The following is a 12,481-nucleotide window of genomic DNA, read 5'->3' on the forward strand; positions in this document are numbered from 1 at the left end:
GTTACTAATCGGGTGAGGGCTTGACCAAGAAACGCAGGTTAAGAATTGATTCAAAGAGTTTGATTAACGATCAACAAGCATGTATGTAGTTTTGAGAGTACAATGTAAAAGAATTTGTGGCCAACAGCCACTTTTTCTTGTATATAGGGGATTGGTCAAATGGTATGATAGGGGTCTCCAAAACCTTTGGTGGGAGTTCGATTCTCTCATCCCCTGCTCCTTAGGAGCCTGAAAGCCTTTAAAATCAAGGCATTCAGGTTCTTTTGTTTTGTCCAAAAAGGGCAGGGTACCAACTTTGGGGCCCTGCCAAAATCCAGACAAAAAGGAGGTTGCACGTCAAAGATTTCTTCCCCGGTATGATTGCAAATTAGAACATTTTGAGCAAGAGATGGAAATGAATTACGATGAATTTGTGTCATATTTATTAAAGAAATATGGACCAGCTAAATATGATTATTTTACAAATGCTACTTGTAAAACTAAAAGTAAGCGAATTTCAAGAACTAAAGAAGGGTTATTTTGTCATCATATAGATGAAGATAAAGGCTATATGCTTTCGCATACAGGATGTGCATTAGAACAACCGTTTGAGTACCAAAAAGCAGAACGTCTAGTTTATTGTAATTATATTGAACATTTATTACTTCATATATTGATTGGAAAAAACGCTTTTTGGTCTAAACATCAAAAGTTAATTGTACCTAAGCAATTTTCTTATTTCATTGTTCCAGGTGTTTCTTATATTTGTTCAGAAATAAATTTATTGTATGACCAAAATGGAAGTTCTGTAGAATGGAGAAATAGGTGTTTTAAAGAAATAGAAAACAATTTTGAAGATTATATTTACATATTAAATTCATTTATTCAATATATAGTGGACAATTATTCCGGAAATATAAATCAAAAAGAAATTATGGTGGGACAACATCTTATCCACAAAGAACTGGGAGAAGGCATCATTACTGATATAGATGGTGAAGAAATATTTTCGGAAGTGACTATTCAATTTGCAAATTGTAAGAAAGTCATTTATAGAAATCAGATTGATAAAGGAGATTATCATAAGGAAATAAGGAACATTAAAGAGAACCTTGCTTCCGATACATATAGTAATGTGATAATAAAATCTGTATATAATCGTTTAGTAGTAGAGTGAGGTTAAGAAACAAGGCGAAGCCGATACGCCGTAGGGAAGTTTTTGACGGAGCGTTTATAGATCGCTAACAAAAATTTATTAAGGAGTGTTGATATGTGTCAGGCTGTACAGGAAATGTGTGATGATGCAAGAGCAGATGGCAGAACACAGGGGGTACAGAGGGCGAAAGTATTGGGCTTCAGAAACAGGCGCTGCTTACCGCACAGAAAATGCTCAAAGAAAGCAGATTTACACTGGAAGATATCTCTAATTTTTTCGGGTTGCCGCTGGATGAGATAAAGAAATTACAAATGAAATAACATTCTTAGAATTATGTAAACAAAACCAGGGGATTGCCACCAAGCAATCCCCTGAAATATTTCATATGAAATTATAAAATTATTTCGCTTCAGCTTCAGCGCCTTCAGCGTCCTCATCCTCTTCCGGAGCTGCCTCATACTCACCGATATGAACAACAACTGCATCCTCAGGAGTGATGAAGTGGACGTGTTTGCCTTCCGGGATCGGGAGGTCTTTTACATGGATATCACGGACGTCTGCAGGATAGCCGTTGAAGTCGATGACGATGGTGTCAAGAAGGTTGGACGGATCTGCTTTGTAGTGAATCTCTTCCATCTCCTGCTCAACGATACCCTGAACCATGTCGGTGTGCTCCAGTTTAACAGCGACTGTTGTGGAAACCTTCTCACCGGCTACCAGTGCCTGGAAATCCAGAGCCATCAGCTGTTTTTCAATTGGATTATAGTCAATATTTTTTACCAGGGCATCAACTTTTTCGCCTTCGATGTCCAAGTAAACCTGTGTACCTTCTTTATTTGCTTTAATGAATTTGGCTGCCTCGGCACCGTTAAACTGAAGTGCTACAGGCTCTTTCATTTCTTTTCCACTAAGAATTCCTGTGACGTAACCCTCACGTCTTAATTTTTTAGCTTTTACATTCGGGTTTCTTTTCTCTGCTTTCAATGTGATCATGTCAAATTCCTCCTCCTGATGCATGGATTCCGGTAATGTTGCTGTTCGCGCTGTTCGCAGTAACACGAATTCTGCATTTCTTTTCTGACTGGGATTATTATAGCACTTCTCGGACGAGGTGGCTAACAAAAAGTTAGAAAATTTAAGAACAATATTTTGTATTGTTTAACTTATGTACAAAACTTCAAGGGTAAAATTAGACAAAAACAAAGCATATATTTGAGATTTTACAGAAAAAATTAAAATAACATAAAAAATTGCACAAATTAAGTGATCATAAAAGCCTGAAAGTTGGCATTTATCTGGAAGAGAGGCAAGTATTAAATATGAATATTCTATTTTTATTTGATTCAGATATGCGAGGAGACGGGAAATATCCATATTGCTGACATATTGGAGAGAGCTGTTGTGATCAATGTAATAAAAATTGGAAGATATGATGCAGGACAGAGATGACGGCGAAAGAAGGTGGCAACATAACACGATGGGTATTTTACTCTGGAGAAAGAATTTAACGGAATTGCATATAATTTCTGAAACAATTTAACATACAATTCACAAAGCTTTATCTCAATCACGATATCTGAACAGCCGGAAAAATCCTATACTACAAACTATGTGAGCGAGAGAAGAGAAAGGAGATAAATAATGTCAGAAATTGCACTTAGAAATGTATGTAAGCAATTTGATTCGGAGCATTACGGTGTGAAGGATTTTAATCTTGATATACATGATAAAGAGTTTGTGATCTTTGTAGGTCCGTCCGGATGTGGAAAATCCACCACTTTGCGTATCATCGCAGGCTTGGAGGAGATCACAGACGGTGAGCTGTGGATCGACGGTGAGCTTTCCAATTATCTGGAACCGAAGGAGAGGGGAATGTCCATGGTGTTCCAGAACTATGCCTTATATCCGAACATGACAGTTTATGGAAATATGGCATACGCCCTGAAGATCCGTAAGCTTCCGAAGGATGAGATCGACAGAAAGGTCCATGAGGTGGCAAAGATCCTGGAGATCGACCAGCTTCTTGACCGGAGGCCGGCGGCTCTTTCCGGCGGTCAGAAACAGCGAGTTGCCATTGGAAGTGCAATTATTCGGAAGCCGAAAGCCTTTCTCATGGATGAGCCCCTTTCCAACCTGGATGCAAAGCTCCGTGCTCAGATGCGTGTGGAGCTTGTGAAATTACATAAACAGCTGGACACCACCATTATTTATGTAACGCACGACCAGACAGAGGCCATGACTCTTGGGACTAAGATCGTGGTCATGAAGGATGGTCTGATCCAGCAGGTGGGAGCGCCGCAGAGTATTTATGACAATCCGGTAAATCTTTTCGTGGCAGGCTTCCTTGGTTCTCCGTCCATGAACTTTTTCCGGTGTACGGTAAAAGCAGAAGAAAATAATCGCACGGCCCTTCTTCTGGATGATGCCAAAACTGTGAAAAAGGTTTATCTGGACGGAACCAGAGGAAAACAGATTGCAGACAGATATAACGGCAGACACGTGATCCTTGGAATCCGTCCGGAGGATATCTACGAGTTTGATGAGGCGAAAAAGCTTGGTATTGAAAATGAAAGCGTAGATGTAGATGAGCCTGTAGTAAACCGCGAGATGCTGGGAGCGGAAGTGATCCTCTATTTTGATGAGCAGGGCAAAACCCTGGCAGTCCGCTTAAGTCCGGAAAATCAGACACAGGTAGGGGAGAAGGTTTCTCTGTATTTTGATATGGAGAAGGCCCATGTGTTTGATCCGGAGACAGAAGAAAATATTTTTGTGTCATGAATTTATGTCACGGAAGAGCTTGAGTACAGGCAGATCAGCCTGTAGATAGAATCTGATTATGCAAGGAGGAGAAATAGTTATGGAAAATAACAGCAAAAGCAAGATCACACCGTACTTATATCTGGTGCCTTGTATGCTTATTTTTGGAATTTTTCTGTTTTATCCGTTTGTGAAAACAATTTATTTAAGTCTTTACAAGACTAACAAGATGGGACAGGCAAAGCTGTACGTTGGTCTGGGAAACTATAAAGAACTGCTTCAGTCAGCATCCTTTATCAACAGTCTGAAGGTGACGCTGATCTTTGTGCTGATCGTTGTGGTCGGCGGCATGCTTCTTGGTCTGATCGCAGCAGTGCTTTGTAACAAGGCGTTTCCGGGAATCCGGGTGTTCAGTACATCTTATGCTCTGCCAATGGCTATTGCATCCAGTTCTGCGGCAATGATCTTCCAGATCATGCTCCACCCGGCAGTAGGCATTGTGAACAAGCTTACCGGCCTGAATATCAACTGGCTGAACGATCCGAACACGGCTTTGATCTGCGTAGCCATTCTTACTGCGTGGCTGAACAGCGGGATCAATTTTCTGTATTTTTCCGCAGGACTCGGGAATATTGATGAGACCATTTATGAGAGAGCTTCTGTAGATGGAGCCAGCAGTGTGCAGCAGTTTTTCAGCCTGACGCTTCCGGGACTTTCCCCGATCATGTTTTACACACTGGTGGTAAATATCATACAGGCCTTTCAGTCCTTTGGACAGATCAAGATCCTGACAGAGGGTGGTCCTAATGAGTCTACCAATGTTATTGTTTATTCCATTTACAGGGATGCGTTTTTTAACTACCGCTTCGGAAGTGCGGCAGCCCAGTCGGTTATCCTGTTTGTGATCATCATGATCATCACACTGATCATGTTCCGTATTGAGAAGAAGGGAGTGAATTACTGATGAGCCAGATGGAAAATATGGCAGTCCCGGCAGTGGGAAATATGTCAAAAGAGGAGCTTCTGGAGCTGAAAAAAGCTATGAATGCAAAAGCTCTTGCAAAGAGAAGGACAAGAACAGCACTCCGTGTTACGGCAAATGTGGTGTTTGCAGTTCTGATCCTGCTTCCATTGCTTTATGCCATCAGTATTGCACTGATGCCTTCCAGTGAACTGTTTACTACAGAGTTGAATCTCTTTCCCAAGAATCCGACCTTTTCCAACTTTATCAATGCATTCCGCACCGTTCCACTTCTCCGATTCATATTGAATTCCTTTATCATGGCGGGATGCATTACCATCGGACAGATCATTACCTGTTCTCTTGCTGCTTTTGCGTTTTCTTTCCTGGAATTCAAAGGAAAAGGTATTCTCTTCATGGTTGTGATGGCAACCATGATGGTTCCGGGAGAGGCAACGATCATTTCCAACTACCTGACTGTATCAAGCTGGGGAATGCTGGATACTTATCAGGTACTGATCGTGCCTTACCTTACATCCGCAATGGGAATTTTCCTGTTCCGCCAGTTTTACATGACTTTCCCGATCTCACTGTATGAATCGGCAAAGCTTGATGGCTGCAGCAATCTGAAATTTATCGTAAGGATCCTGCTTCCGCTGACAAAATCCGCTATTGGCGCTATGGCAGTGTATACCTTTATCAACGCATGGAATATGTACATGTGGCCGCTGCTTGTAACAGGCTCCAACAATATGCGGACCGTTCAGATCGGTATCAGTATGCTGGATAGTGTGGATTCACAGTCCATCACCCTGATGATCGCAGGTGTTGTTATGATCATCATTCCGTCCATTTCCATTTTTATCGTTGGACAGAAACAGCTGATCAGAGGAATGTTCTCGGGTGCAGTTAAGGGCTGATATCGGAGCAGGCAGCAACCCTGCAGCATCCTGCTGTAAGGGGAAAAATAATGCAAAAAGATACTGCAAAGTCGTAAGACGGGCAGTTCATCTTATATAAAAAAATGAAAAAAGAGAAAATTTTTCAAGAGGAGAAAAAAGTTATGAAGAAAAAAATCATCGCAGCTTTCCTTACCACAGCAATGACTATCGGTTCTCTTTCCGGAGTAACTGTATTCGCCGCAGATGCCGGCACAGATGAAAAAGTGGAAATGGCAGATGCTTCCGATGTAGACGGAACTACCATTACCTTCTGGCATTCCATGGGTGGTGTCAATGGTGAGGCAATCGATACACTGGTAAAAAAATTCAACGATGAGAATGAATACGGAATTACTGTAGATGCTCAGTATCAGGGTGAATATGATGATTCCCTGAACAAGCTGAAAAGTGCACAGATCGGAAACATGGGTGCGGATCTTGTACAGGTATATGAGATCGGAACAAGATTCATGATCGATTCCGGATGGATCGTGCCTATGCAGCAGATGATCGACGCAGACAGCTACGATGTATCTGAGATCGAGCCGAACCTGGCTGCATACTACACCATCGACAATGAGCTGTACTCCATGCCGTTCAACTCTTCCACACCGATCATGTATTACAACAAGGACATGTTTGATAAAGCAGGCATCACAGAAATTCCGGACAGCCTGGAGGGCATCGGTGAGATCGGACAGGATCTTCTGGACAAAGGCGGCGCAGGCGAGGTAATGTCTCTTGGAATCTACGGATGGTTCTTCGAGCAGTTTATCGGAAAGCAGGGCCTTGAGTATGCAAACAACGGAAACGGACGTAAAGAGGCTGCTACAGCTGTTGCTTTTGACGAGAATGATGCTGCAAAGAATATCCTTACAGCATGGAAGGATCTTAACGACAAGGGCTTCGCACCGGTCGTAGGAAAAGGCGGCGATGCTGGTCTGGCAGATTTCTCAGCAGGAAAATCTGCGATCACTCTTGGCTCCACAGCTTCCCTGAAACAGATCCTTCAGGATGTAAACGGAAAATTTGAGGTTGGTACTGCATACTTCCCGAAGATCAAATCCAGTGACGAGGGCGGTGTTTCCATCGGTGGTGCATCTCTTTGGGCACTGAACAACAATGATCCGAAAAAGCTTCGTGCAACATGGGAGTTCGTGAAATTCCTGATCTCTCCGGAGTCTCAGGCTTACTGGAACGCACAGACCGGATATTTCCCTGTAACTGTAAAGTCTCAGGAAGAGCAGGTATTTAAGGATAATGTTGCAAAATATCCGCAGTTCCAGACAGCGATCGACCAGCTCCATGATTCTTCCGCCGACTATGTAGGCGCTCTGTTAAGTGTATTCCCGGAGGCAAGAGCTACCGTGGAATCCGAGATTGAGAGCATGCTCAACGGAAAAGAGGATGTGGATACAGCTGTGAAAAACATGGCAGATTCCATCAACAAATCCATCGAAGAGTATAACCTGGTGAATGAATAATTCGAAAAGGCGTGGAAACTGAAAAAGAAAAATAAATATATACAGCCAAAAATCCCCGGGTAAGCTCCTGGGGATTTTTGCTATAGTCACGGAAAAAAACATCCTGACAGGAAAATATCAGGAGAAAAATCAGAGGAATCTCTGGACGTAAGAGTATATATTGGCTATAATGATGAAGTTAATATCTACTCCTCAGGAAGGAAGAAAAATCTGTGAATAGAAGTAAAAGAGAAGATTATAAGAGATTTGTGGTATTTTGTCTGGCAAGTCTGATCGTAATCGCACAGGCAGCGATCTTTGCTTATGTATGGTATGATTTTTACAGTGACCTGATCCTGAAGCCATTCTGGAGAAAAGGTAACTGGGTAATGATCCTGATCTATGCGCTGATCTATCTGATGTTTGCCAAGCTTTACGGAGGTCTGAAGGTAGGCTATCTGAAGCGTATCGATGTATTTTATTCATTGACGCTGGCAACGATCTGTACCAATGTTGTGACGTATTTTCAGATCACACTGATCAACAGATGGTTTATGTCGGCCAGACCGGTGATCGAAATGACCGGAGTCCAGCTTGTTGTGACGGTACTGTGGATCTGGGGCTCCAGGTATATTTACTCCAGACTGTACGGAGCCAGAAGGCTGCTGGTAATCTACGGAGACCGTGATCCCGGTGATGTGATCCACAAGATGAACACCCGAAAGGATAAATACGATATCAGCGGTAAGGTTCATATCCGTGAGGGCGAAGAGAAGATCCATGCCATGATGGAAGATTATGAAGGCGTGATCATCTGGGATCTTCCGTCCCAGATCCGAAACAGGTATCTGAAATACTGTTTTTCTCATTCCATCCGCTGCTATATGAGCCCGAAGATTTCCGATATCATCCTGCTTGGAACAGACAGGATCCATCTGTTTGATACGCCGCTTCTGATGTGCAGGAATCAGGGACTTTCCATGGAGCAGCGTGCAGCCAAGAGAGTTCTGGATATCATTGTTTCCGGACTTGGGATCATCGTATCCTCACCCATCATGCTGATCATTGCCATTGCGGTGAAGGCTTATGACGGCGGTCCGGTATTTTATCTCCAGGATCGTCTTACCTATCAGGGAAAGGAATTCCGCATCCGGAAATTCCGAAGCATGTGTGTGGATTCCGAGAAGAACGGAGCGCGTCTTGCGTCTAAGCACGATTCCCGTATCACACCGGTAGGACATGTTCTGCGTAACCTGCATCTGGATGAGCTTCCCCAGCTGTTTAACGTGTTTATGGGTGATATGTCTCTTGTAGGTCCACGTCCGGAACGAGATGTGATCATGCAGGAATATGAGCAGGAAATCCCGGAATTCCACTATCGTCTTAAGGTAAAAGCCGGACTGACCGGTTATGCTCAGGTATATGGCAAATATAACACCACACCGTATGATAAGCTGAAGCTGGATCTGTTTTATATTGAAAATTATTCATTCCTTCTGGATATCAAGCTTCTGTTTATGACTGTAAAGATCTTTTTCCAGAAAGAAGTTTCCGAGGGCGTGGATGATAATCAGAAGAACGCTCTTAAGGATTCCGAAGACAAAAAATAAGTAACGAAACGAAATGCGTGTCAGGCTGCGGCAGATCATCCTGACGCGCATTTTGTGGATAGAGAGGACGGAGGTTGTTTTTATGGAAAAGCCGTTGGTTTCCGTAGTGATGCCCGTATATAACGGGGAAAGATATATTGGAAAAGCGATCGAATCAGCACTGGGACAGGAGGTTCCGGTAGAAGTGCTGGTCATTGATGACTGTTCTGCAGACGGCACAGAACTTGCTGTAATGAAATATATGGACAGCGGAAAGATCCGTTATATCCAAAATGAACAGAATATGGGGGCTGCCCGTTCCAGAAACCGGGGCGTAAAGGAAGCCCGGGGAAAATATATCGCATTTCTGGATGCGGATGACTGGTGGGAAAAGGGCAAGCTGAAATCCCAGACAGAGGTTATGGAACAGACCGGCTGTGCGATCTGCTCCACCGGAAGAGAGCTGATGACGCCGGATGGGCGCACTACCGGCAAATATATTCCGGTAAAGGAACGGATCACATACAGGGAGCTTCTGAAGCATAACAGCATCAACTGTTCTTCCGTATTGCTGCGCAGAGAAGATGCACTTGCGTTTCCAATGGAGCATGATGACAGCCATGAAGATTACATTACCTGGCTCCGGATCCTGAGAAAGGGAGGATTTGCAGCAGGGATCAACAGACCTTACCTGAAATACCGGCTCAGTGAAGGGGGGAAATCCAGAAATAAGCTGAAGTCTGCGGCAATGACTTATCAGGTGTATCGGTATGTGGGATATGGTCCGCTGAAGAGTCTGTTTTTCTTTGTTTCCTATGCGCTCCACGGGATATGGAAATACCGTTGAAAAATTCTGGAAGAGGTGAATAATTCTGACATATATTAATTCTTTATTTCCAAATTCATAAATATATGTTATTATTTATTCATACTTTTATCAAATATTACAAGGTGGAAACAAATGAAACAGAGAACGGATAGCCAGGGAGTTCCGTATTCTTACCTGGTCGATAACATTAAAGTAGTACTGATCTTTCTTGTCGTATTTAATCATCTGATCGCATTTCAGCTGGTCAAGGTGGACATGGTGGTGCGTTATGTATGGTATGGGATCACCATTTTTCACATGCCTGCTTTTATTTTTATATCTGGATATCTTTCCAAGAAGCCACAGGATGTACTGAAGAATGTGAAGAATCTGCTGATCCCTTATATTCTTGGATACAGTCTGACCTGGTATGCTTATATCTGGACCGGCAGAAGCATGGATTATGAGCTGCTCCGTCCGTCCGGAACAGTTATGTGGTATGTGTTGGCACTGTTTATCTACAGGCTGACTATCGAAGCACTTGGCAAGATACGTTTTATCGTGCCTCTGAGCATTATTTTTGCATTGTGGGCAGGAACAAGACCGGAATTTACGACTTATCTTTCAAGCTCCAGGATTGTTGTATTTTTTCCGTTTTTTGTGGCAGGCTATCTGTGGAAGAGTGATTACACAGACGTGGTCCGTAAATTCAAGGGTAAATGGATCCTGCTCCTGGTTTCAGCCCTGCTTTTGTATGCAGTTCCGAATTTTATGATCGCCAATGAGATCCCGGTAGATATTTTCCGTGGGAATCATACGTATCAGTTATCGGGAATGGATGATATCACAGGAATGCTGATCCGCCTTCTGATGTATCTGGTATCTTTTGTGCTGGTGCTGACGCTTCTGGCATTGATCCCGGATGTGAAGCTGCCGGTTACCTTTGTTGGAAGAAATACCATGGGGATTTATTTTTTCCATTATCCGATCATGATCGTACTCAACGGCCTGCTTCTTCTCAGCATCCCGCAGATGCTGAATGTCTGGGTGCTTTTCGGAGTATCCTGGGTGCTTGTGCTGATCCTTGGAAGCAAGCCGGTATCTTTCCTCTACGGAGGGGTACTAAACCTGCTTACATTTATTCTGTTCAAACGTGAGAGGCAGGTGCAGGATGAAGGACTTGAGGATGAATATGATGAAGATGACCGTTATGAGATCATACTGAAAAGAAAGAAAGCCATTGAGGAGCTTGCGGCAACTCTGGACGAGGAGGATGCACGTAAGGTGAAGGACGATGTGGCGGCTGTACTGGAACATGAGACAGAAGAGACGGAAGAAATCCGTGGCGAGGATTTCTTTGTAGATGAGGATCTTGAGATGGAGGAAGGCATGGATGATGCCGGAGCTCCACAGGAATTTGAGCAGCTCCAGGACCTGGATGATATATTAAAGATCACAGAACCGCAGGGGGAAATGGAAGTGCTTTTGAAAAATAAAGAAGAGAAAGCGCAGGATTAAATTAATAATGAAAAAAGTCATTACTTACGGTACCTTTGATCTGTTCCACCAGGGACATTACAATATTCTGAAAAGAGCCAGGGAGCTGGGGGATTATCTTGTTGTGGGTGTCACCAGTGAAAGCTATGATATCGAACGCGGCAAGCTGAATGTACAGGACAGCCTTCTGAAGCGTATCGAAAATGTCCGCAAGACTGGTTTTGCGGATGAGATCATTGTAGAGGAATATCAGGGGCAGAAGCTAAATGACATTACAAAATACAATATCGACCTTCTGGTAGTCGGTTCGGACTGGCGTGGCAAATTTGATTATCTGAAGAATTACTGTGAGGTCGTTTATCTGGAACGTACCAAAAATATTTCCAGTACCAAGCTCAGAAGTGAGGGTATGATCTACAGCATGGGCATTGTTACGGATGATACAGAGGACAACGAAATGGTGATGGAGTCCAAGTATGTCAGCGGACTGCATGTAGAAAGTGTGTATTCCGAGGACGTTTTTGTTGCGAGAGAATTCTGTGACAGATACGAACTTGACTCTTATGGTACAGATTACGGGCAGTTTCTGGAAGGATTGGATATCATTTATATCCGATCCGGTCTGAAAAACAGGGCAGATTATATCCGAAAGGCACTGGAATGTGATAAATATGTGATCAGTGACACGCCTATGGCTCTGGAACCGGAAGAGATAAGAGAGCTGTTTGCACTGGCAAAGGCACATCAGGTTGTTCTGGTAGAGAAGCTTACCATGGTCTATCTGCGCGCTTTTACGCAGCTCGTCTGGCTGACACATGGAGCGCTTGTGGGAGATGTGGTAGCTGTAAAATGCGCGATTTCACAGGATGATTTTGAGGGCGGAAAAAATTTCAGCGAAACAGTCAGCCAGGCGCTGTGTGCATGCATCAAGCTTCTCGGTAAGGATTACCTGGAGGTGAAGAGCAATGCGGTGAAAAGCAGTGACGGCTGCTTTATTTATGATATGATCACGATGAAGTATCTCCGGGCACTGGCGACCATTGAGATTGGAACAACGGTGGATGTGGAAAACGAGCTTGCGATCATCGGAACCAGGGGGCGTATCACCGTACCCGGTGACTGGTGGAATACCGGATATTTTGAAGCCAAAATAGAAGGTCAGGAATTCCTGAAACGCTACAGCTTTAATTTTGAGGGAAATGGTCTTCGCTATCTGCTTCAGGAGCTGGTCATCATGATTCGTGACAGACGGACAGAATGTACGAGATTTTTTTATGAAGAATCAGAAACTCTGGCTGAGCTTTTGAAAATAATTAATCAAAGAGGTTGA

Annotated in this window: 10 protein-coding genes and 1 tRNA gene; 10 read left to right on the top strand and 1 reads right to left on the bottom strand. The window is 43.4% G+C overall.

Translation table 11 applies throughout. The annotated features are described in order from the left end of the window. The first annotated feature begins 145 nt into the window (after positions 1 to 145). Positions 146 to 216, top strand: a tRNA-Trp gene (locus tag LI091_RS04280). Positions 217 to 394: 178 nt separating this feature from the next. Next, entirely contained in the window at positions 395 to 1,156 is a 762-nt protein-coding gene (locus LI091_RS04285) for a hypothetical protein (RefSeq protein WP_147238621.1), read from the top strand. A gap of 378 nt (positions 1,157 to 1,534) precedes the next feature. On the opposite strand, the gene LI091_RS04290 is transcribed toward LI091_RS04285, so the two are convergent. Continuing rightward, positions 1,535 to 2,128 carry a 50S ribosomal protein L25 gene (locus LI091_RS04290; protein ID WP_161209943.1) on the bottom strand — a complete coding sequence of 198 codons (594 nt, stop codon included), beginning with the start codon at positions 2,126 to 2,128 and terminating at the stop codon, positions 1,535 to 1,537. A gap of 648 nt (positions 2,129 to 2,776) precedes the next feature. On the opposite strand from LI091_RS04290, the gene LI091_RS04295 reads away from it, so the two are divergent. The 8 genes from LI091_RS04295 (at position 2,777) to LI091_RS04330 (ending at position 12,481) form a co-directional block, all read left to right on the top strand. After that, positions 2,777 to 3,913 (top strand): ABC transporter ATP-binding protein, encoded by a 1,137-nt coding sequence (locus LI091_RS04295; protein WP_021651250.1) that lies wholly within the window; start codon positions 2,777 to 2,779, stop codon positions 3,911 to 3,913. A 79-nt stretch (positions 3,914 to 3,992) separates the two neighbouring features. After that, positions 3,993 to 4,856, top strand: a complete 864-nt coding sequence (locus LI091_RS04300; protein ID WP_173740325.1) for a carbohydrate ABC transporter permease — start codon at positions 3,993 to 3,995, stop codon at positions 4,854 to 4,856. Beyond that, positions 4,856 to 5,773 (top strand): carbohydrate ABC transporter permease, encoded by a 918-nt coding sequence (locus LI091_RS04305; RefSeq protein WP_022427089.1) that lies wholly within the window; start codon positions 4,856 to 4,858, stop codon positions 5,771 to 5,773. Before LI091_RS04300 ends, LI091_RS04305 begins: the two co-directional genes overlap by 1 nt. Before the next feature lie 143 nt (positions 5,774 to 5,916). After that, entirely contained in the window at positions 5,917 to 7,278 is a 1,362-nt protein-coding gene (locus LI091_RS04310) for an ABC transporter substrate-binding protein (protein ID WP_022427090.1), read from the top strand. Positions 7,279 to 7,490: 212 nt separating this feature from the next. Further along, entirely contained in the window at positions 7,491 to 8,867 is a 1,377-nt protein-coding gene (locus tag LI091_RS04315) for a sugar transferase (RefSeq protein WP_022427091.1), read from the top strand. A gap of 82 nt (positions 8,868 to 8,949) precedes the next feature. Continuing rightward, positions 8,950 to 9,693: a glycosyltransferase family 2 protein gene (locus tag LI091_RS04320; protein WP_173759068.1), complete on the top strand. Its 744-nt coding sequence runs from the start codon at positions 8,950 to 8,952 to the stop codon at positions 9,691 to 9,693. 114 nt (positions 9,694 to 9,807) lie between these two features. Beyond that, positions 9,808 to 11,172 (top strand): acyltransferase family protein, encoded by a 1,365-nt coding sequence (locus LI091_RS04325; protein ID WP_173761219.1) that lies wholly within the window; start codon positions 9,808 to 9,810, stop codon positions 11,170 to 11,172. Between the two features lie 7 nt (positions 11,173 to 11,179). Continuing rightward, the gene (locus LI091_RS04330; RefSeq protein ID WP_015525326.1) at positions 11,180 to 12,481 is read left to right on the top strand and encodes an adenylyltransferase/cytidyltransferase family protein; all 1,302 of its coding nucleotides are present in this window, start codon (positions 11,180 to 11,182) and stop codon (positions 12,479 to 12,481) included.

Source organism: Blautia sp. MSK20_18, from assembly GCF_020553125.1.
Taxonomy (GTDB): domain Bacteria; phylum Bacillota; class Clostridia; order Lachnospirales; family Lachnospiraceae; genus Blautia_A; species Blautia_A fusiformis.